Source organism: Paenibacillus sp. QJM3NY_38, assembly GCF_056173265.1.
Genome location: NZ_CM149665.1, coordinates 2270505 through 2293187, shown reverse-complemented (window position 1 = coordinate 2293187; position 22683 = coordinate 2270505). Strand labels below are relative to the sequence as shown.

Sequence of the window (22683 nt, the reverse complement as noted above, 5' to 3'; positions counted from 1 at the left end):
CATTCAGTACCTCCGTTTCTTCTCTTTCATCTCCGTATAAAACTCCACATAATGCTCATAACGGCTAGCCAGGATGATTCCATCCTCTTTGGCTTGGAGCACCCGGCAGCCCGGCTCATGCAGATGACTGCAGCCTCTGAATTTGCATTCGGCAGCATAAGGAGCAAATTCTCTAAAACAGGTCGATAACTCCTCGACACCCAACTCCAGAAAATCCAGTTGGCTAAAACCGGGGGTATCGGCGACATACCCCCCGTTATCAAGCTCAATCAGCTCTACATGGCGTGTCGTATGCCGACCGCGGCCAAGACGCAGGCTGATTTCGCTCGTCTCCAGCGAGAGGCCTGGCATTAACGCATTCAGCAGGGACGATTTCCCGACACCGGATTGACCGGAGAAGACACTGATTCGGCCGGCCAGCCGTTTCTTTACCTCTTCGGTCCCGATCCCTTGCAGAGAGCTGGTTATCAGCACTTCGTAACCAATCTCTTCATACTGACGCTTCACCTGCTCCAGCACATCGTCGGAGGCGTCCACAAGATCCTGCTTCGTCAGACAGATCAATGCCTCAAGGCCCTCATGCTCTATATGTACCAGAAACTTGTCCAGCAGATGCAGGCTCAGATCCGGTTCTTTGACCGAAAACAACAGCACCGCCAAGTCGACGTTTGCGACAGGCGGGCGAATTAATTGGGAAGACCGTGGAAGAATTTCGTCCACGGTCCCTTCCCCATTTTCAGTCAATGAATACATAACGTGATCTCCAACGAGCGGAGAGATGCCTTTCTTTTTGAAAATGCCGCGGGCTCTGCATTGAACCGCTGGGTCCTCCCCGGATATAATGTTGCCATCCTGCATGGGTTTGACATAATAATATCCGCTTAGTGCCTTCACGATCAGTCCCTCTAGCATATAATAGGCCTCACCTTTCTTGTTGAAATTTAGTATTCTCACGACTTGTTTCTAATCGTTATCATTACCTTTGCCATTACCCTTGCCGTTTCCATTGTTACCATTGTCCCAATGGTAAGCAGCATCATCTTCCTCATTCGAACCTTCCTCGCCATTTCCTTCATCCGGATTAGTGTCCACCGGTACATCAGGTTCAACAGGCGGTTGTTCAAAGGTCGGCTGCGGCACGGTGCCGTTCTTGACGTCGCTGTAACTTACGCTGTACGTATCCACCTGGCGACCGTCACGGAAGATCATGACCGTTGCATGCTTGTCGGGGGCCAGCAGCAGCTTAACAGGTACCATTTCCGAGGTCGTAATGGTCTTGTTCACGGCTTCCTGGTTTTCTCCCAGCGCGTCCGTGAAGACGACCCGTATTTTGCTTTCTTGGCCTTCCGTACTTGGTGAGACCGGTACACTGTAATTATACTCAAGCGCATCCGAAGGATAGCCTGAGCTGACGAACAGCGTGATTTTGGAGCCTGGAGCAACCTGTTCATTGGCCTCATGCGGCCACTGCTCTACTACGATACCTTTCTTCACTTCATAACTGGATCTCTCTTTGATTGCCTCAACCGTAAAGCCATTGGACTCCAATATATTGACGGCATTCTCCTGCTCTAAGCCAACCACGCCAGGCATAGGAACAAAATTCTTGCCCTCGCTTACCGTTACGTTGATTACTTCCGTTTCCGGATCGATTTTTGTAGCGGCTTCTGGACTTTGTTTAAAGATCTTGCCTTGAGGAACTTCATCATTTTTTTCGGACGATCGTTTAATGGAGGTTTCCTTAACGCCAATTTTTTTTAACGCAGCAACAGCCTCATCAAACGTCATCCCATTAAGGTCCGGCATTTCCGGAAGCGGCTTCGCATCCCCAACCGACAATTGAACTGGAGACCCCTTCTTCAGCATGGTCTCAGCTTCCTTGTCCTGTGCAAACACGATGCCTTCGTCCACATTCGGTTTATATTCACGAATGACTTCCTCATTCACCGTCAAGCCTTTGGCCTCAAGCTCGCGGATCGCATCCTCCTCCGTCATGCCTACAACTGGCGGCACCTTAACCTCCGGTACCTCCAGCATATTGTTCACATACATGACGACGCCGAACATAAGGCCGAGGAACAGGAGTACCGAGCCGATGATGATGGTCGGCTTGACCCATTTTTTCTTCGGTTTGCCGGTCGGCTTTTCCTCAAACTCGTCGTCATCCGAGTCGTCGGCATCGTCATGATGATGCTGACTGCTGCGCTGCATCGTTTTGAGCGCGGGCATGACCAGTGTAGAATCGGCATCGTCCTCAAACTCCATCTTCGGTTCGTTGAGTCGCATCGGCATCAAGCACGTTTCGAGATCGTCCATCATCTCTTCCGCGGACTGATAACGCTCCTCCGGGTTTTTGCGCATGGACTTCAGAATGATGTTCTCCACGCTCTGAGGAATGAGCGGGTTCACTTCTCTAGGCTCATCAAATTCCTCCTGAAGATGCTTCAGAGCAACACTAATCGGGCTCTCGCCCAGAAAAGGAAGACGGGCCGTTAGCATTTGATATAACACAATACCAAGGGAGTATAAATCCGATTTTTCACCCGTAACGACGCCCTTGGCGTGCTCCGGGGAAAAATAATGCACAGAGCCCACAACGGAGCCTGTCTGCGTAATGGTTGTCGACGTGACCGCCCTGGCAATGCCAAAGTCCGTTACTTTGACCCTCCCATTACGGCCAATCAGAATATTATGCGGTTTAATATCCCGGTGAATGATCTGGTTATGATGAGCGTGTCCCAGCGCATCGCAAATCTGGGTAGCAATCCGCACAGCTTCTTCCACCTGCAGCGGTGCCCGTTCTTTTATGATTTCATTCAAGTTCTGACCTTCGATATATTCCATGACGATATAATGCACATCTTCCTCTTGGCCCACATCATAGATGCTGACCACGTTGGAATGCGACAACGAAGCCGCTGATTGTGCCTCACGCCGGAAACGGCGGATAAATTCCTCGTCGTGCACAAACTGCTGGCGCAGCACTTTGATCGCTACATTCCGGTTCAGCAAAATATCCTGAGCCTTGTAGACCAGCGCCATGCCACCGCCACCGATGCGTTCTATAATCTTATAACGACCAGCCAATTCATGTCCGATCATGAATCCCACCCCTTTATACGTTGCCCGACAACTTCCTCTTGATGTTCAAACATTGCGACCGTGATGTTGTCCTCACCGCCAGCAAGAAGTGCCAGTTGAAGCAGGCGATCCGCTCTTTCTTCCAGAGGAAGGTCAAGTGAGCCGGAAATTTGTCCGATCAGCTCGCGGCTGACCCGGTTGCTGAGCCCGTCACTGCAGAGCAGCAGCACTTCGCCTTCTCCGATCGTAACCGGTGTAAGCTCAACCGTCACATCCACGTCCGTTCCAAGTGCCCGGCTTAATACGTTTTTCCGGGGATGGGTTTCCAGTTGATCTTCCGTAATCTGACCACTCTTAAAAAGCTCATTAACCAATGTGTGATCATCTGTGAGTCGAATCACTTGTCCGGGAACGACTTTGTAAGCCCTGCTGTCCCCGATATGTCCGATATAACCTTCGGAACCCCGCAGCAGCACCGCTACAATCGTCGTGCCCATATTGTGAAGCCGCTCATCAGCCGAGGCTTCCCGATAGATAACTGCATTGGCATGCAATATGGCATCACCAAGCGCAGCCCGAATACTTTCCATGGACATGTCCTCCTCCAAAGAGGACAGATCCTCGGCCACGGTATCTACCGCAAGCCTGCTGGCGGTGTCACCTGCAAGGTGACCTCCCATACCGTCAGCAACCACACCCAAGGTATAGCCATGCTCCAGTGTGCTAACAAATACCGAATCTTCATTAACAGGACGAACGCGTCCCACATGGCTTACATGAACCGTCTTGATCAAATCTTCTCACCTCAACTCCATATGCTTGGCCCGCAGCTGACCGCAAGCGGCAGCGATATCATGGCCTTGTTCACGACGGATGGTCACATTGACCCCCTTGTCTGCTAACGCACGTTGAAATTTGAAAATATCGTTACGCGATGTGCGAACATATTTCCGTTCCGGCACATGGTTAACCGGAATCAGATTGACGAAGCAGTTCATATCCTTAATGACGTCCGCAAGCTCTTCGGCATGCTCAACCTGATCATTTACGCCGCCGATCAAGGCGTATTCAAACGTAATGCGGCGTCCGGTTTTTGCTTGATAATAACGAAGAGACTCAATCACGTCGTCAAACGGGAACCGACGGTTAACAGGCATCAGCTTGGAGCGCAGCTTATCGTTCGGTGCATGAATGGAGATGGCCAGATTAATCTGGGTATCCTCTTCCGTGAATTTATAGATGTTAGGCACAATGCCACTCGTCGAAACGGTAATGTGGCGCTGGCCGATATTCAATCCTTTTTCATGGATCATCGTGCGCAGGAACTTCATGGTCGCTTCATAATTCTCAAACGGTTCGCCTGAGCCCATGATCACGATGCTGCTAACACGTTCTCCCGTCTTATCGAGAATCTTCTGCGCCTGAACCACTTGGGCAACAATTTCGCCAGAGGTCAGATTTCGCTTCAGGCCACCCAGTGTGGATGCGCAGAACGTACATCCGATGCGGCAGCCAACCTGCGTTGTAACGCAGATGCTGTTGCCGTAATTGTGCCTCATGATGACGGTCTCGATTGCATGGTCATCATGCAGGCCGAACAGAAACTTGACCGTTCCGTCCTTCGACTCCAGCTTGGTGATTTCCGTCAAGGTAACGAAACTGAATTCCTGCTCCAGCTTGGTCCGAAGCTCCTTGGACAGATTCGTCATTTCCGCGAAGTCGTTCACCCGCTTCACGTACAGCCAGTCATAAATCTGGGTTCCCCGAAACGCGGGCTCCCCGTTCTCTTGAGCCCATGCTTGAAGCTCTTCCAGTGAATAATCATATATAAAAGGTTTCATTCTCACCACACCTGTCTAATTTAGAGGATGTCCAGCCAGTATTCTTCCGAACGCTCCCTATTACATTCATATGCATCTCTTTTTTCATTCTTCCTATTCTAACATAAATAAAAGAGACGGTAAAAGAGGAAAACCCGCCGGCATTGGCGGGATACGACTATAGTCATGGCGGCGGGGCCCTTAAGAGGGACGTCTGCCGAGTCTTGCAATGTAAAATCCGTCACTATGGTAATGCTGGGGCAGAATTTGAATCCCGCCTCCCCGCTGAAGCGATATCCCTTCCAGCCGGCTTAAGTCTCCAAGACCATCTTCCGCGATTCCAAACCCGGAATGGCTATCCAGAAAAGCAGATACAACCCCTTCATTCTCCAGCGGCTCAATCGTGCACGTGCTGTACACCAAGAGCCCTCCGGGACGAAGCAACGTGGAGACCGAATCCAGCAGCCTGAGCTGCAGCGCCGCTATTTCATGGATGTCCTCCTGTGACTTGCCCCACTTCAGATCGGGCTTGCGGCGGATGACGCCAAGACCCGAACACGGAGCATCCAGCAAAATTCGATCAAAAGACGCAGGCTCGAAGCGGTCAACCAAATCCAGCGCGTCCCCGGTCACGATCGAAATGCTGTCCAGTCCCAGACGGCCTGCCTGATCCGATATCAGCTTGCCTTTATGAGCATGAATGTCGTTGGCAACAATGCTGCCCACATCCTTCATCAGCTCGCCCATGTGGGCACTCTTCCCGCCCGGGGCTGCGCAGCAATCCAGCACCCGCATTCCCGGCTCAGGGTTAACAGCCTCAGCGACCAGCATGGAGCTTTCATCCTGGATCGAGATCATTCCATCCCGGTACCAATCGGTCAAGGCCATATTACCAGCTCCCCTTACAACAATCCCGTAGGGACTAAGGGGCGATGGGGCAGCTTCAAAGCCTTGGCTGCTCATTAATTCCAGCATATCGTCGCGGCTGATCATCGTGGTGTTCACTCTCACGCTGACAGCCGGCGGTTCGTTGTTTGCGGCACAGATTGCCTCTGCCGTCTCGATCCCGTACTGGGATATCCAGCGCTCCACCAGCCACAACGGATGGGAATGCTGCAGGGAAATGCGCTGGGCCGGCGGCATATTCTCAGGGATCGCCAAACTTTCCTTCTGGCGCAAAATATTCCGAAGCACCCCGTTCACCATGCCGGAGATCCCTTGATGCCCGCGGCGCTTCGCCAGATTAACGGCCTCGCTGACAACCGCGTGATCCGGAATCCGATCCAGATATATGACCTGATACAGACTGATGCGAAGCAGTGCTCTTACCCACGGCTGAAGCTTCTGTACCCCTTTGTTGACAAACTTGTCCAAAAAATAATCGAGCGTGTTGAGTCTTGAGATCGTGCCATAGATCAGCTCTGTGGCAAGTCCCGCGTCGCTCTTTGCAAGCGAGGACTTCTGCAGAGCGGAGTTGAGCAGGAGATTGCTGTACGCCCCCTCCTGCTCAACCTGAGTCAATACATCCATCGCCAGCTCCCGAGGAGAGTCCAGGCGTCCCTTCGGCCTGCGGTTCCCGCTCACGTCAACACCGTCCCGACCGTCAGGCTCGTCCCGCGCACGAATTGCGCCGCATCCATTGCCTTTTTGCCGCTGGGCTGGACGGTTAACAGCGTTAGCGTGCCATCGCCTGTTTTCACGACGATCCCCTTCTCATGGAGCTTAAGCACGGTTCCTGGCTGTGCATCGTTAGATGGGGTTTGTGCGCTGTCCGGCTTAGCCGCTGCCCATACTTTAAACACATCCCCGTTCCACAGCGTAAATCCGCCGGAGTAAGGAACCAGACCGCGAATTTGATTGTAAATTTCGCGGGATGTGCGAGTCCAGTCGATTCTTTCGTCATCGCGGGTCAGGTTCGGTGCATACGTTGCCTTTGTGTCATCCTGGGGCTCGGCATCCACCTTGCCCTTCACAAGCCGCGGCAGCTCTGATCGCAGCAGCTCCGCGCCGGCTTGGCTCAGCTTCTCAAACATGGTTCCTGCCGTATCGTCATCCTCAATGGGAACCTCGGTGCGGGCGATCATGTCGCCCGTGTCGAGCCCCTCCGCCATATACATCAGCGTGATGCCTGTTACGGATTCTCCGTTGATGATACTGCGCTGAATCGGAGCTCCTCCCCGGTAAGCGGGGAGCAGCGAGCCGTGGACATTGAGACAGCCCAGTGACGGCATATCCAGCACCGATTTCGGCAGAATTTGGCCATAGGCGGCGGTGACAATCATATCAGGCTTATACTCGGCCAGCTCGGCCACAGCTTCCGGATTCCGCAGGCGCTGAGGCTGCAGAACAGGAATGCCGTGACGAAGAGCGGCTTCCTTAACCGGCGTTGGGGTCAGCACCTTTTTACGCCCTTGCGGGCGGTCAGGCTGCGTAACGACGGCGACAATGGAATAACCTTCGCTAATCAACATTTCAAGACTGGGTACTGCAAAGGCCGGGGTGCCCATAAATACGATATTCATCGGTTCTCCAGCTCTTTTCTCGGCTGTTCCGGAACATACTCATACACCCGGTCAGCGATTTCCGTAAACAGCACCCCGTTCAGATGATCGATTTCATGCTGAAACGCTCGCGCAAGCAGCCCGGTACCTGTAATGACAAGCTCATTGCCTTCGCGGTCAAGCCCCTTAACGGTCACTTTCTCCGCACGGCGCACATCTCCGTTCCATCCTGGAATGCTCAGGCAGCCTTCCGGCCCGAATTGCTCGCCTTCGCTCTCCACGATCTCCGGATTGATCATTTTGATCAAGCCGTGCTCGTCACCGGCGTCGATCACGATCAGACGCTTCAGAATGCCGACCTGCGGCGCAGCCAGCCCGACGCCTTCCGCATCGTACATGGTATCCGCCATATCGTCCAGGAGCTTTTGAACGTTCGGCGTAATTTTGGTAACTTCCTTTGCCTTTTTATGAAGAACCTCATCCGGTTCTTTAACGATAATACGAATCGCCATGTCTATGACACCATCCTTGTGCTTTTCATCATTGTATGCTGTATTACATTAACATTTGCGGATCTACGTCAATACTGATCTGGAGCTTGCTGTCCCGCGCCGAATCCTGCAGCTTTTCGGCAACCGAGCGTACCAGCGTGACAGCATCCATCGTTCCCCGCCATTTTATCATACATTGAAATCTGTATCTATTTTTTAGCCGCGGAATAGGGGAGGCTACCGGACCCAATATATCAAGCGCGCTTGCGTCGAATCGGTCCAGGCTTCCAAACCATCCCCGGCGGTCGGATTCACTTTTAATGGTCGCAGCAAAATTCTCCGCCATTCTTACCAGCAGCGGCAGCTGCTCATGCGACAGCGTCACCAGGATCAGCCTGCAATACGGCGGATAATGGAGCGCTTTGCGGTGCTTCAGCTCGTCCTTGACGAAGGATAAATAATCATGGCTGCTTGCATGGATAATCGAATAATGCTCCGGCGTATAGGATTGGATAACCACTTCACCCGGCAGCTGATGGCGGCCAGCTCTTCCGGCAACCTGAGTGAGCAGCTGAAACGTCTTCTCGGCCGCCCGGAAATCGGGCAGGTTCAACGCCGAATCGGCCGTTATGACGCCGACCAAGGTGACATCAGGGAAATCCAGGCCCTTGGCGACCATCTGGGTGCCTAGCAGCACGTCCCCTTTTTTATCCCGAAACTGCTTCAGCAGCCTCTCGTGAGAGCCCTTCTCGGTCGTGGTATCCACGTCCATCCGAATGACGCGAATGCCGGGAAACAGCTTGGCCAATTCTTCCTCGACACGCTGTGTGCCTGTGCCGAAATAACGTATATGCTCGCTTCCGCAATCCGGGCAAACCTCCGGAGCCTGTGCGGCATAACCGCAATAGTGGCAGCGCAAATTATTCGATTTCTGATGATAGGTCAGCGAAATGTCGCATTCCGGACAGCCTGCCACATATCCGCAGCTCCGGCACATGACAAACGTGGAGTAGCCCCGCCGATTCAGCAGCAGCACCGTCTGTTCCCCGCGTTCCAGCCGTGCCGAAATCGCGGCATGCAAAGAGCGGCTGAACATGGAGCGATTGCCTTCACGTAGCTCCTCCCGCATATCCACGACCTGAACCTCGGGCAGCTTGTTGCCCAGCGCACGGCTCGGCATCTCCAGCAGATGAGGCGCAAAATCATCCTGAGCTTGCGATCTCGCCGCATGGTAACTCTCCAGCGAAGGCGTTGCCGAACCCAGAATGACGGCTGCACCGGTCAGCTGGGCACGGTGAATCGCAACATCCCGGGCATGGTACTTCGGTGTTTCTTCCTGCTTATAAGAGCCTTCATGCTCTTCATCCATAATGATTAATCCCAGACGGTTAAACGGCGCAAATACCGCCGATCGAGCGCCCACGACAACGGACGCCCGGCCTTCTCTTATTTTCCGCCATTCATCGTAACGCTCCCCATCTGAAAGCCGGCTGTGCATGACAGCCACACGATCGCCGAAACGGGCTTTGAACCGTTCCACCATTTGCGGTGTCAGCGATATTTCGGGCACCAGCACAATCGCCTGACGCTCCTGTTCAAGGCATCTCTGAATCGTCTGCAAGTAAATTTCGGTCTTACCGCTGCCCGTCACTCCGTGCAGGAGAAACACGCCATGCTTGCGTTCATCCAGCTTGTGCACGATGCTGCGATACACCGCTTGCTGCTCCGGTGTGAGCGCCAATGGGGTGCTAGGCGTGAAATGCCGCCCTCGATACGGATCGCGGAACACTTCGATATCCTCAAGGGTAATCAGCCCTTTGTCGACCAGTCCCTTCACGGTGCCTGCGGTGACACCCAGCGTCTGGAGCATATCCTTCTGCGATATCGGCAGAAATGCTTCCATCTCCAAAATATATTGGAGCACTTCCTTCTGACGCTGAGCCTTGGTCGGAAATGAAGCCAGCGCCTGATGCGCTTCCTCGCTCGATACGGCAAGCTCTACCGCTTTTATCGTTTTTTTCTGCAGTTTATCCTTGATTTGCTGAAATTCGCTAAGCCGTCCTCGGCCGATCAGCGCTTTAATGGTCGCAGCGCCATCCGGAAATGCCCGCGTTAACTGCTGGAGCGAAACCTCGCCTTTCTGACTGACAAAGCGGATGATCTCCTCCTCCGACTCACTTTCGGGCAGGAGCGCAAATAATCCGTCGGTTTGATCCGTCTGCAACGTGTCTGAATCGCCAATGGAAATGTACCGCTCCGCCTTCCCTTTCAGCGCCGTAGGCAGCATCGACTGCAGGACCGATATATATCGGCATGCGTAACGCTCCTTCATCCATTCGCCAAGCTCAATCAGCTCAGGTGAAAGCGGCGGCATCACATCGAGGACTTCCTGAATCGGCTTCATTTTCGCCGTATCCATCTCGGGCCAGGGATGCAGAGAGATCACGAATCCCTGGAGCGTTCGGTGCCCGAACGGCACGCCGACCCGGCTGCCTACCTCGACCCAGGGCCGAAGTTCCTCAGGAATCAAATAATCAAAAGGCCGGTCCGTATCCTTGGACGGCACGTCCACAATCACTCGTGCCATTTCCATCAGGATGACCTCCCGGATAACCGATCAGCCGCCAGTGTTAACAACCTCTGGGCCACTTCCTCCTTGGACATCACTGGAAGCTGCAGGACCAGCCCTTCTGCATCAAAGATATGAACGCTGTTCGTATCCGTGCCAAAGCCCGCTCCTGCCTGTGTAACATCGTTAGCAACGATCAGATCGCAATTTTTGCGTTTCAGCTTTTCTCTGGCGAACTGCTCCACTGTATCGGTCTCCGCGGCAAATCCGATTAAGAACTGGGAGGTTTTTTGGCGTCCCAGGCTCTCCAGAATGTCGGTTGTTTTGACAAGATCCAGCGTCATGGTCTCCCCTCGCTTTTTGATCTTAGACGTCGCTACTTCAGCTGGGCGATAATCGGCAACAGCGGCCGCCTTGACCACGATATCACTATGCTCGAATACGCGCTGCACCGCATCGTACATATCTTGGGCCGATTCCACTCTTTCCACCTTGATTCCCACTGGTGGAGCTTCATCGGTATGAGCGGCAATGAGGTGAACATCCGCTCCCAGCTGCTTGGCCGCTTTTGCAATCGCAAATCCCATTTTCCCGGAAGAATCATTCGTTATATACCGGACAGGATCAATGCGCTCAATGGTGCCGCCGGCCGTGACAACCACCTTTTTGCCGTGCAATATGCCTGTGGAGCTGCTCTCTTTATCCTCATTCAACGCCACAGGTTGTGTCCCGCGATCTCGGAAAAACCGTTCAACCACGTCAACAATCGTATCAGGCTCTTCCATTCGTCCCTTTCCAACATATCCGCAAGCCAGAAGCCCCTCTCCGGGTTCAATCATGGACACCCCGCGGGAAACCAGCGTCTCCATATTGGCCATGACGGCCGGATGCGTGTACATATGCACGTTCATTGCCGGCGAGATCATGACGGGAGCCGTCGTCGCGAGCAGCGTCGTGGTCAGCATGTCATCCGCCAGGCCATGTGCCATCTTGCCGATAACATTGGCTGTGGCCGGAGCGATCAATACCAAATCGGCCAGATCGGCCAAGTGGATATGCGAGACGACCGAGGGATCCCGTTCATCAAAGGTATCGCTATAAACCGGGTTTTTGGTCAGCGTTTGAAGCGTTAATTCCGGAATGAACTGCTTCGCGGATTCCGTCATAATGACATGCACATCCGCTCCCCTCTGGACAAGCCTGCTGCATAAAGTCGCTGCTTTATACGCGGCAATGCCACCTGTAACGCCAAGCACAATGACTTTTCCGTTCAACATGACAATCCCCCGCTTTCCATTGTATAAAGGCTACATTCTCATATCTTCTCAAAAAAATAACAACCTTTCGGTTGTCACATTTTCGCGCGCTAACGCATGATATTCAAATATTGAAAAAAAAGCCTTAGTCCTGTCCCTTCTCGATTTTCACGTAATCGCCATAGATTTCTTCCAGAGCGACACCGACAAACTTATGGGATTTCGGATGTTTCAACTCGCTGACTCCGCCTTCACGCAATTGGCGTGCACGGCGGGAAGCCGCAACCACAAGAGAATATTTACTGTCTACTTTATTCATCATTTCATCAATGGATGGATATAACATGGTCGAAGCACCTCTTCTTCTTTTACTTGAAAGTTAGCACCGTCTATGAAAAGACAGCTTACTTTCTCACCTTACAATGTTCGGCAATAATGATAGATTGTATTCTCTCACAAGCGAGATTGATTTCATCGTTCACTACCGCATAATCATAATGCTGCAGTAAATTGATTTCGTCAACCGCTACGGACATGCGGTGGTCGATGGTCGCTTGGCTCTCTGTTCCCCGGCCCTGGATCCGATCCTTCAGTTCATCCAGCGACGGCGGCATCAGAAACACAAAGATACCCTCCGGAAACTTCTCCTTGACCTTCAGTGCGCCCTGCACTTCGATCTCCAGTATAATATCCTTACCGGAGGCTAAAGTTTCTTCCACAAAATCACGCGGGGTTCCATAATAGTTCCCGACGTATTCCGCATATTCGAGAAGCTGGTCGTTCTCAATCATATCCATGAATTGTTCCCGACTTTTGAAAAAATAGTTCACACCATGTACCTCACCGAGCCGTGGCGAACGCGTCGTTGCCGACACCGAATACACCAGCTCCGGAACCCGGCTGCGAAGTGCCGTACAGACGGTTCCCTTACCCACCCCGGAAGGACCGGACAATACAATCAATAATCCTCTAGACATAGTACTCCTCATCTTATTCGTCGTTGTCGTCATCTTTGCTGGACAGACGGTGAGCCACCGTTTCTGGCTGCACAGCCGATAAAATCACATGATCGCTATCCGTAATGATAACAGCCCGTGTCCTTCGGCCATATGTAGCATCAATCAGCATATGACGGTCCCGTGCTTCTTGAATGATCCTCTTGATCGGAGCCGATTCAGGACTCACGATTGAGATGATCCGATTGGCCGATACGATGTTTCCGAAGCCAATATTAATAAGTTTGATTGCCATAGTGCGGTTGCTCCCCCTATACATTTGACTCTTACTTGCCGATGAAGCTGCGGTCATTCCACATTAGCGGCTTGTTCACGAATCTTCTCCAGTTCCGCTTTCATTTCGACAACACGGTTTACCAGAGTCAGATGATTGGCTTTCGATCCAATCGTATTGACTTCTCTGTTCATTTCCTGAATCAGAAAATCCAGTTTACGGCCTACAGGGCTTTTCTGATGAAGCAGCTCTCTGCATTGTTCCAAATGGCTGTGAAGGCGAATCAACTCCTCGTCCACATTGGAACGTTCAGCAAACAGAGCGACTTCCATTCCGAATATATGTTCATCAACAGCAAGCGACCCGTCATCAAGAGATTCTATGCGCTGCCTCAGACGCTTCCGGTACTCTTCCGGAACTTCAGGAGCAAGTTCAGTCATTTCTCGGTGAAGCAGCTGTAATCGGTCAAGCCTCTGCTCGATATCCTTCACGAGAAAAGAACCTTCCCTGCTGCGCATCTGGATCAGACCCTCCAGCGCTTGTTCAAGACCTTGAAGAAGCGCATCATTCCATAACTTCTGCTGCGCTTCATCCATGGGAAGTCCGCTCGGACTAACAAGAACATCTGGCAGCGACAAAATATCCCGCACCGCCAGATCTCCCTTGATTCCATATGACTTCAAATCCTCGGCTGCCTGTAAATACGCCTGAACCATGGTGTGGTTCAGCACGGCACCCTGGGACTCGCCGTTGTTTTCCTTGTTAATATAAACATCAATCCGTCCGCGTCCGATTCGGCTCTGTACCGTCCGTCGAAGTGAATCCTCGAAGCACGCCCATTCACGGGGCATACGAAAGACGATTTCACAATACCGATGATTGACCGACTTCACTTCGAAAGAGACACTGTAACCTTGAAAATCGACAACGGATTGACCATATCCGGTCATGCTCAATGACATCGGAATCACATCCATTACACTATTGTAATTGATAATTATTAATGAAACAAGGGGGTCAATCGACGGCCCGATTTCTCCCATACATACTCCATTAATTGTACGCTCATTTCATAGAACATAAACGGCGTCATCAAATATATGCCGTTAAAATGCTCTGTTGCAACATCCAACAGCTCCTTGCCGATCTTGACACCCATTGCCCGGCCCGCTTCGCCTTCAAGCCCGGCCATGCGGCTGCGGACTTCATCCGAGAGCTGAATGCCCGGCACCTCGTTATGCAGATACTCCGCGTTCCGTCCGCTTGCCAGCGGCATGATGCCGATAAAGATCGGGATATCCAGATGTGCCGTCGCTTCTCTCAGCCTAACCATTAACTCGGGATCGTACACGGGCTGCGTCATCACATAATCCGCACCGGAGGCAATCTTCTTCTCCAAGCGAGCAACGGCCTTGTCAAGATGCCTTACATTGGGATTGAACGCTGCGCCGACAACGAATTTGGCCTTCTGCTTCAGCGGCTTTCCGGAAAAAGCAATGCCGTCGTTCAGCTGTTTGATCATGCGGATGATTTCAAATGAGGTCATGTCGTAAACCGAGCTGGAATCCGGCAAATCCCCGAAGCGTGCCGGATCCCCGGTCACCGCAAGCACATGGTCGATGCCGAGCGCATCAAAGCCCATCATATGCGACTGCGTGCCGATCAGGTTTCGGTCACGGCAAGCGATGTGGATCAAAGGCCGAAGTCCCGTGCGTGCTTGTACCAGATGTCCGAGGGCCATGTTGCTCATGCGGGTTACGGCCAGCGAGTTATCTGCAAGGGTCAACGCATCGGCCCCCGCTTTTTTCAAAGCTTCCGCGCCTTTCATGAACTTGGTAATATCCAAATCCCTTGGAGGGTCCAGCTCCACGATAACGGTATGCCGCTCCTTCACGATATCGACAATCGTCGGCTCCCCGCTGCGCTCGTAAAATTGCTCTTGGGCCGTCTCGTGAATCACGATCCGGTTGACTTCAGCCTCCTCGACGATCGGAAGCGGCGCAGGCACGTAACCGGACAACGCCGATGAAATTTCAGCAATATGCTCCGGCGTCGTTCCACAGCACCCGCCGACAATCCGGGCGCCACGATCCGCAAACTCCAGTGCCGTCTTTCCGAAATACTCGGGACTCGCACCATACCGGTATTCCCCGTCCACATAATCGGCGATCCCTGCATTCGGATAGACCGAAGCCGGAAGATTCATAATACCGTTCAAGGTTTCCAGCGCGCGCATGATGCCGTTTGGACCTGTCCGGCAGTTAAAGCCGATCACGTCCGCGCCTTCTTGACTCAGGATGCGGTAAGCATCCGGCATCGTGAAGCCGTCCAGCGTGCGGGCAATATCCTCCACCGCAAACTGGCAGATCACCGGCAGGTCGCTTAGCATCCGGGCCTGCGCCAAAGCCAATTGAATTTCATCCACGTCATAGAACGTTTCGAGCAGAATGCCGTCAACGCCTTCCGATATGAGAACCGACAGCTGCTCTTCGAAATAACGCTTGAGTTCGCTCGTGGAAATGTTGCTTCTTTTGCCCGCGCGGATGGAGCCTACCGCACCCACAACATATCCGCTATCGCCAGCGGCTTCACGCGCAATTCTTACGCCTGCGCGGTTGATCTCTCCTACCTTCGCCTCCAAGCCGTATTTGGACAACTTGTCATAATTGGCAGAGAACGTGTTCGTCTCAATGACCTGCGCACCAGCCTCAACATACTGGCGATGAACGTTCCCGATGACCTCCGGGGAGGTTAAATTCAGTTCTTCATATGATATGCCCACAGGAAATCCTTTTTGATATAAATACGTACCCATCGCGCCGTCACCGACCAGTACCTGATTCTCCCATGCCTTCCGAAGATTCGGTTTCATCGCGTTTCTCCTCCACCCGACGTTTATTTTCAACTAATGTATCATAAAACCTCTCTAAAGATAAAGAGACAAAAGGGAGGCCTTCAGAAGGCCTCCCTACCGTGTCCACCCCTACAGGACAAACTTTACAACATACCGTTTTTTTGCTTTTGCGGGTGGGGATTGTCATGGCTGGCGGATCCTCTATCAGGCGAGCGTTCCTGCGTACACGACCTCGGCCGGCCCTGTCATGTACACATGATTGTCGGACTCCTCCCACTCGATGAACAAGTCTCCGCCTTTAAGAGAGATTGTCGCGCTGCGATCTGTCAATCCGTTCAGCACCGAGGACACCAATGTTGCGCAAGCGCCGGTGCCGCAGGCCAAGGTCGGCCCTGCACCGCGCTCCCATACCCGCATATCTGCTTGCCCCCGTGAGTTGACCGTCGCAAACTCCACGTTGATCTTTCTCGGGAAGAGCGGATGCACCTCAAGTTTGGGCCCCCATACGCCGAGATCGAAGTTAATGGCATCGTCCACATAAATGACGCAGTGCGGATTCCCCATGGAAACGGCAGTGAATCGGAATTCCCGGCCGTCCACTTCAATGGGATGATTCACCACCGGATGGAGATCGATCAATGTAGGCACGCTCAGTCCATCCAGGACCGGTTCACCCATATCGACCCGCACGCTGCTTACTTGACCGTCCTGAACCGTAAGGCGCACTTGCTGTACTCCGGCGCCGATGGTTTCAATGGTAATCTCCTCTCGGTCAATATAACCGTGATCATACACATACTTCGCGACACAACGAATGGCGTTGCCGCATTGTTCGGCTTCGGAACCGTCTGAGTTCATGATGCGCATCATAAAATCAGCCTTCGAGGAAGGCAAAATATATACAAGTCCGTCTGCACCGATGCCGAAAAAGCGATTGCACAGCTTCACGGCCCGTTCGGATGCATTGGATGGAAGTTCTTGTTCGCCGTATACGACAACGAAGTCGTTGCCAAGTCCATGCATTTTCGTAAATTCCATCATAAAACCCATCTCCTCTGCAATTGCTATGCTCGTGCTTAGCATATCGCAGAGGTGATGGGCTATCCATTCAATTTATGCCGAAATATTTGCACTCTTCGTCATCATGTTGCGGCGGTTCCGGTTGCGGTTCCGTCTGCCTCCCCACACGCTTCCCGCTCCCATCAGGAAGGTAGGAATGCCGGCGGCCACGAGTGTCAGTGCCCACTCTTTCAAATCCAATGGAACGGTCTTAAAGATCGGCTGAAACGCCTCGATGTACATGACGCCGAGCATCAGCAATACCGAGGACAGCACAGCAAGCACCAACGCTTTGTTCTGAAGCGGATTGCGGTGGAAAATCGAACGCGAGCTGCGGCAGTCAAACACATGGATCAGCTGCGCCATGACGAGTGTGGCAAAGGCAACGGACTGCGCTTTGGCCAACTGGTCCGGATCATTCGGCGCGATGCGAAGCGTAATCCAAAATGCGCCAAGTGTACACAGGCCGATCAATATGCCGCGGCTGATGATTTTCCAACCAAGCCGTCTGGCAAAAATATTTTCCTTGGCTCCGCGCGGCTTGTGCTCCATCAGATCCTTCTCCGGCTGATCCACCCCGAGCGCCATAGCCGGGAGCCCATCCGTAACAAGGTTCACCCACAGAATCTGGATCGGAACGAGCGGAAGCGGCAGACCCATCATCATCGCAAAAAACATCGTCAGAATTTCGCCGACATTGGAAGCCAGCAAATAGCGGATAAACTTGCGAATATTTTCATAGATGCTTCGCCCCTCCTCAATCGCCGAAACAATCGTGGAGAAATTATCGTCACTGAGCACCAGCGACGACGCTTCCTTCGTTACGTCTGTACCGGTAATCCCCATGGCTATTCCGATATCCGCCGCTTTAATGGCTGGGGCGTCGTTCACGCCATCCCCCGTCATGGCAACCACATGCCCCTTACGCTGAAGCGACTTCACGATGCGGAGCTTATGCTCAGGGGATACGCGGGCATACACAAAGGTCTGATCCACTCTCGCATCCAGCTCTTTGTCATCCATCCGGGATAACTCCTGGCCTGATAACGACAGGCCGTTCCTTGGCAGGATGCCCAGCTGGGCGGCGATCGCTTCCGCCGTCGTCCGGTGGTCGCCCGTGATCATGACGGTCTTGATGCCCGCGCGGCGGCATGTTGCAATCGCTTCGCGCACTTCACGGCGCGGCGGATCGATCATCCCCGCCAGCCCGACAAAGATAAGCTGGCTCTCGGCCTCTTTCTCCGTTTCCGGCTTGTCATAGGAACGCAAATCCCGATAAGCCAAACCAAGCACGCGCAGCGCGTCAGAAGCCATGCCTTCATTGGCGGCAAGCACCTTTTGACGGAGCGTAGCGGTAAGCGGCACAACGTTTCCGTCCCACATGATATAAGTGCATGCATCCAGCAGGACATCGGGCGCGCCTTTCGTGCAGAGCAAGCGCCCGCCCTGATGGCTGACGATGACGGACATCAGCTTTCGCTCCGAATCAAACGGAAACTCCTTGTCTCTCTGATAGATGGAGTTCAGGCTTCCCTTTGTCAATCCCATCTTGGACGATAGCGTCAGCAGCGCTCCTTCCGTCGGGTCCCCTTTTAATTCCCAGGCAGCGGCTGCCGGTTCTTCCTTGCTCTTGCGCTTGCTGCGCGATTCTTCCTGCACGTTCTCATAAATTTCGGCATTGTTGCACAGCCCGCTGATTTGCAGTAATCTGCGCAGTCCCTGGTCGGACCGGAGCTCCACGGGTTTGCCCCTATGAAGGATCTGACCCGTCGGGTCATACCCCTGCCCCGTCACTTCCAATGAGCGACCACCCAGCCAAACTTGGGTTACGGTCATTTTATTCTGCGTGAGCGTCCCGGTTTTGTCCGAACAGATTACGGATGCACAGCCCAGCGTCTCCACGGAAGGCAGCTTGCGTACGATCGCTTTGCGCTTAATCATGCGCTGCACGCCGAGGGCGAGCGCAATCGTAACGATGGCCGGAAGCCCTTCGGGGATGGCCGCAACGGCAAGGCTGACTCCAGCGAGGAACATGCCTGCGGCAGGCTGTCCATGCAGAATGCCTGCTACGACAACCAGAATCGTAAGCCCCAGTGAAACGGCGATCAGGATTTTACCCAGCTGTTCGAGGCGATGCTGCAGCGGCGTCTCCTGTGACTCCGTGTTCTGGATCAAATCGGCGATCTTGCCCATCTCCGTATCCATGCCGGTTCGGATGACAACGCCTTTGCCCGTACCGCGAGCCACCATCGTGCCCATAAAGCCGATGTTCTTGCGGTCGCCCAGCGGAACGTCCTCATCGCGAATCGGCTCGGCATGTTTGTTCACCGGCAGGGACTCGCCGGTCAAGGCCGACTCCTCGACGCTGCAGCTGTTGATCTCGAGCCAGCGAACATCGGCCGGAATGCGGTCTCCGCTCTCCACGAGCACGACATCGCCAGGTACGAGCTCTCTAGCAGCAACTTGTACCACTTTGCCGTCCCGGATGACCCTGGACGTCGGCGCGGACAGCTGCTTCAAAGCCCGAAGCGACCGTTCTGCCCTGAATTCCTGGACGAAACCGAGGATCCCGTTGATCAGGATGATGGCTACAATCGTTACGGCATCCAGATACTCGCCCAGCAGACCGGATACCAGGGTGGCTCCAAGGAGGACCAGCACCATGAAATCCTTAAATTGATTCAAGAACAGAACAAATGGAGAAATTTTAACGCCCTCGGAGAGCTCGTTATAGCCGCTTTTTTTTCGCCTCTCCCCGGCTTCCTCTTCCGTGAGGCCCTGCTCCGGATGCATATGCAGCACTTGCTGCAACTCATCCGTATCCATCTGATGCCATTGCTTTTGTTCCATGCTTCCTTTCCCTCCCGGTTGTTTTGCTCCGGCGGATGACAGCTTTTCCACCCTTTCTACGTAAATGTATTCGGACAGGTCCTGAATTATCACAGAAGGGGCCTTAAGTTTTTGAGGGAAATATGGCATCATAGAGAAGTACGATAGGAAGGGTAACAGACAGATAGGAGAATGAAGGATGGCATTAGACGGCATTGTCACGCGTGCGATCGTGCATGAGCTTCAATCATGCCGGGGCGCACGGATCAATAAAATATATCAACCGAACGATCGGGACATCGTGTTTCATATACGCACCCAGCAGGGAAACGCCAAGCTGCTGCTATCCGCAAACCCCACGTATCCCAGGGTGCACCTGACGCAGGAGACCTTTCTGAATCCGGCCGAAGCCCCTATGTTTTGCATGATTCTGCGCAAGCATTGCGAGAGCGGCATCATCGAGGACATCCAGCAGGTGGGGATGGAACGAATTATCCATATTACGATCCGGCAGCGTGACGAACTCGGGGATATTTCCTCCAAGAAAATCATCGTCGAGCTCATGGGCAGACACAGCAACATTATTCTCCTCGATCCCGCAAGCGGCACCATTCTGGACGGCATTAACCATGTGACGCCAGCCATCAGCAGCTACCGCGTGGTTATGCCGGGATTCTCCTATACGAATCCGCCGGAGCAGCACAAGCTGAATCCGCTCGAAACCTTGCAGGAAGCCTTCCGGGAATCCTGTCTGATGAACGAGGAGCAGGCCGTTCCATGGCTGGTCGGCGCGTTCAGCGGCCTCAGTCCGCTCGCGGCCCAGGAAATTGCCAACCGCGCAGGGGAAGGGAGTCCAGGCGAGCTTGAAGGGGAAAAAGATTGCGGAAGTCTGTGGAGCGCATTTGATGAGGTCATGGAACAAGTACGCAACCATCAATATACGCCGGTTACAGGCGTCAATGCCAAAGGAAAGTCGGTGTTCTCCGTCATTCCGCTGACCTTGCTGGTGGACGAGACTACAACGTACGAGTCGGTCAGTCGATGCATGGAGGATTATTACGGGGATAAGGCGCAGCGGGATACGGTAAAACAAAAGGTCAGCGACCTCCTCCGATTCCTGCAGAATGAACGGACGAAGAACATCAAGAAGCTGGATAATCTGAACAAGGACTTGGAAGAAGCCGGGGATGCCGACCGGTATCGCATCTTTGGCGAGCTTCTCTTCGCCTCACTCCACCAGATTCAGAAGGGCGACCGTGAAGTACAGCTTGTCAACTTCTATGATGAAGAGCAGGCGACCGTCACCATTCCGCTCGATCCGCTCCTGACTCCGTCGGACAATGCGCAGCGCTATTTCAAAAAATATAATAAATACAAGAACAGCCTCGCGGTCATCGACGAACAGTTAATCAAAACCCGCGAAGAGATCAACTATATCGAGAATCTTCTGCAGCAGCTGTCGCATGCTTCCTTGAGCGACATCGATGAAATCCGGGACGAGCTGATCCAGCAGGGATATTTGAGAGACCGCAATCGTAAAGCGAAGAAAAAGAAGAAAAACGACAAGCCGACGCTGCATGTCTATACTTCATCCGAAGGCATCGAGCTTTATGTTGGAAAAAACAACCTCCAAAACGAATACGTAACCAACCGTCTCGCTTCCTCTAATGATACATGGCTGCACACCAAGGATATCCCGGGCTCTCATGTGGTCATCCGAAGCAGCGAGTACGGGGAGGCAACGCTGCAGGAAGCGGCACAGCTGGCGGCTTATTACAGCCAGGCCAAAGAATCCAGCAGCGTGCCTGTCGACTACACGCTCATTCGCCATGTACGCAAGCCGAATGGAGCCAAGCCCGGGTTTGTCATTTATGACAATCAAAAAACGCTGTTCGTCACGCCGGACGAGCAGCGGATCAAGGCGATGCCCAGTTCAGTAAAAAACAATCGCAATTAAGATGAGCAAAGAACTCGATATATCGTTCGTTTAACCACAAAACGGGTATCCGAAAGGTCGTATGACCTGCCGGAGGACCCGTTTTTTCTTACTGTCATGCCCCGACTCTGCTATACGAATCCGCCGGAGCAGCACAAACGGATTCCACTCGAAACCCGCGCCGTGTTGTCGAGCTTAGCTCCTTGCCCGCGCCTGTTGAAGCTCATCCAACACCTGGATGGATACCTGGCGGCTGCCGATATCCCCATGGAACACCTGGCCCTGCCTCTCGCCATGGTAATCGGATCCGGCGGTCACAATCAAACCGTATGCCTCGGCCATCTCCAAATACCGTTTCTCCTCTGCTGCCCCATGGTCCGAATGATAGACTTCAATCCCCTTGAAAGCAGCCTCTTCAATGACCGCTCTCACCAATGCATCATCGCCGTAGAGTCCAGGGTGCGCAAGCACCGGCACCCCCCCGGCTTCGCGTATCCATTCGCAGGCTTCCTTGGGATGAATCCGCGGCTGTGGCACATATGCAGCTGCGCCCTGTGCGAGATACCGATCGAAGGCATCCCTTAGATCGAGGGCATGACCCTTAAGAACCAGGGCATCCGCAATATGCGGGCGGCCGATGCTCTCATCGGGTTCCAGCGGCCGCCCCAAGCCTCTGATCACTTCCTCCATCGTCAGCTCGATGCCAAGCCCTCTCAGCTTCGCCATGATCTTCTCATTGCGCTCCACTCTCGTACGACGGAGCTCTGCCAGCCGCTCCAGAAACACGGGGTCCCGGTAATCTATGTAATAGCCCAGGACGTGAATATCCGTCCCGCCTGCCATGGTGCTGATTTCTACGCCAGGGACCACGATCATGTTCAGGCTTTCTCCGGCTTGCAGCGCCTCCTCGACACCGGCCACCGTGTCATGGTCCGTTATAGCTAGAGCCCCAAGTCCCCGCTCGAAAGCAAGCTGCACGTTCTCCGAAGGTGTGTTCATCCCGTCCGAAGCCTGGGTGTGGGAATGGAGGTCGCAGCCTGTCCGATTCATCGATTTA

At 53.3% G+C, this 22683-nt stretch carries 18 protein-coding genes; 1 reads left to right on the top strand and 17 read right to left on the bottom strand.

Annotation, left to right across the window (positions count from 1 at the left end):
- Window positions 1-3 precede the first annotated feature (3 nt).
- The 16 genes from rsgA to AC0VZ8_RS10015 all read right to left on the bottom strand — a co-directional run bounded on the left by rsgA (window position 4) and on the right by AC0VZ8_RS10015 (window position 19711).
- Complete coding sequence (rsgA, locus tag AC0VZ8_RS10090) at window positions 4-912, bottom strand: ribosome small subunit-dependent GTPase A (RefSeq protein WP_071223705.1); 909 nt, start codon at window positions 910-912, stop codon at window positions 4-6.
- Between the two features lie 51 nt (window positions 913-963).
- Window positions 964-3102 (bottom strand): Stk1 family PASTA domain-containing Ser/Thr kinase, encoded by a 2139-nt coding sequence (gene pknB, locus AC0VZ8_RS10085; RefSeq protein ID WP_475486749.1) that lies wholly within the window; start codon window positions 3100-3102, stop codon window positions 964-966.
- Window positions 3099-3875, bottom strand: a complete 777-nt coding sequence (locus AC0VZ8_RS10080; protein WP_071223703.1) for a Stp1/IreP family PP2C-type Ser/Thr phosphatase — start codon at window positions 3873-3875, stop codon at window positions 3099-3101. Before AC0VZ8_RS10080 ends, pknB begins: the two co-directional genes overlap by 4 nt.
- Before the next feature lie 6 nt (window positions 3876-3881).
- A complete protein-coding gene (rlmN, locus tag AC0VZ8_RS10075; RefSeq protein WP_194541754.1) occupies window positions 3882-4922 on the bottom strand; it encodes a dual-specificity RNA methyltransferase RlmN in 1041 nt (346 codons plus the stop codon).
- Between the two features lie 180 nt (window positions 4923-5102).
- Entirely contained in the window at window positions 5103-6431 is a 1329-nt protein-coding gene (rsmB, locus tag AC0VZ8_RS10070; protein ID WP_475487670.1) for a 16S rRNA (cytosine(967)-C(5))-methyltransferase RsmB, read from the bottom strand.
- 50 nt (window positions 6432-6481) lie between these two features.
- Window positions 6482-7423 carry a methionyl-tRNA formyltransferase gene (gene fmt / locus AC0VZ8_RS10065; RefSeq protein ID WP_071223701.1) on the bottom strand — a complete coding sequence of 314 codons (942 nt, stop codon included), beginning with the start codon at window positions 7421-7423 and terminating at the stop codon, window positions 6482-6484.
- Entirely contained in the window at window positions 7420-7914 is a 495-nt protein-coding gene (gene def, locus AC0VZ8_RS10060; RefSeq protein WP_071223700.1) for a peptide deformylase, read from the bottom strand. Before def ends, fmt begins: the two co-directional genes overlap by 4 nt.
- A gap of 43 nt (window positions 7915-7957) precedes the next feature.
- Window positions 7958-10486, bottom strand: coding sequence for a primosomal protein N' (gene priA / locus AC0VZ8_RS10055; RefSeq protein WP_475486748.1), 2529 nt, complete (start codon window positions 10484-10486; stop codon window positions 7958-7960).
- The gene (gene coaBC, locus AC0VZ8_RS10050; RefSeq protein ID WP_475486747.1) at window positions 10486-11739 is read right to left on the bottom strand and encodes a bifunctional phosphopantothenoylcysteine decarboxylase/phosphopantothenate--cysteine ligase CoaBC; all 1254 of its coding nucleotides are present in this window, start codon (window positions 11737-11739) and stop codon (window positions 10486-10488) included. The genes priA and coaBC overlap by 1 nt, the downstream gene beginning before the upstream one ends.
- A 124-nt stretch (window positions 11740-11863) precedes the next feature.
- Window positions 11864-12064, bottom strand: a complete 201-nt coding sequence (gene rpoZ / locus AC0VZ8_RS10045) for a DNA-directed RNA polymerase subunit omega (RefSeq protein WP_071223697.1) — start codon at window positions 12062-12064, stop codon at window positions 11864-11866.
- A gap of 58 nt (window positions 12065-12122) precedes the next feature.
- On the bottom strand, window positions 12123-12695 hold the full coding sequence (gene gmk / locus AC0VZ8_RS10040; protein ID WP_071223696.1) for a guanylate kinase: 573 nt from the start codon (window positions 12693-12695) through the stop codon (window positions 12123-12125).
- A gap of 13 nt (window positions 12696-12708) precedes the next feature.
- Window positions 12709-12969 (bottom strand): extracellular matrix/biofilm regulator RemA, encoded by a 261-nt coding sequence (remA, locus tag AC0VZ8_RS10035; RefSeq protein ID WP_006209218.1) that lies wholly within the window; start codon window positions 12967-12969, stop codon window positions 12709-12711.
- Between the two features lie 53 nt (window positions 12970-13022).
- A complete protein-coding gene (locus AC0VZ8_RS10030) occupies window positions 13023-13910 on the bottom strand; it encodes a YicC/YloC family endoribonuclease (RefSeq protein WP_071223695.1) in 888 nt (295 codons plus the stop codon).
- Window positions 13911-13948: 38 nt separating this feature from the next.
- Window positions 13949-15820 carry a bifunctional homocysteine S-methyltransferase/methylenetetrahydrofolate reductase gene (locus tag AC0VZ8_RS10025; RefSeq protein ID WP_260064158.1) on the bottom strand — a complete coding sequence of 624 codons (1872 nt, stop codon included), beginning with the start codon at window positions 15818-15820 and terminating at the stop codon, window positions 13949-13951.
- A 186-nt stretch (window positions 15821-16006) separates the two neighbouring features.
- The gene (gene dapF / locus AC0VZ8_RS10020) at window positions 16007-16840 is read right to left on the bottom strand and encodes a diaminopimelate epimerase (protein ID WP_475487669.1); all 834 of its coding nucleotides are present in this window, start codon (window positions 16838-16840) and stop codon (window positions 16007-16009) included.
- A gap of 75 nt (window positions 16841-16915) precedes the next feature.
- Window positions 16916-19711 carry a calcium-translocating P-type ATPase, SERCA-type gene (locus tag AC0VZ8_RS10015; protein ID WP_475486746.1) on the bottom strand — a complete coding sequence of 932 codons (2796 nt, stop codon included), beginning with the start codon at window positions 19709-19711 and terminating at the stop codon, window positions 16916-16918.
- Between the two features lie 178 nt (window positions 19712-19889).
- On the opposite strand from AC0VZ8_RS10015, the gene AC0VZ8_RS10010 reads away from it, so the two are divergent.
- Entirely contained in the window at window positions 19890-21647 is a 1758-nt protein-coding gene (locus AC0VZ8_RS10010) for an Rqc2 family fibronectin-binding protein (RefSeq protein WP_260064160.1), read from the top strand.
- Window positions 21648-21821: 174 nt separating this feature from the next.
- Here AC0VZ8_RS10010 and AC0VZ8_RS10005 read toward each other — a convergent pair whose 3' ends face one another.
- Window positions 21822-22676, bottom strand: a complete 855-nt coding sequence (locus tag AC0VZ8_RS10005; RefSeq protein WP_162487680.1) for a PHP domain-containing protein — start codon at window positions 22674-22676, stop codon at window positions 21822-21824.
- Window positions 22677-22683: the final 7 nt, after the last annotated feature.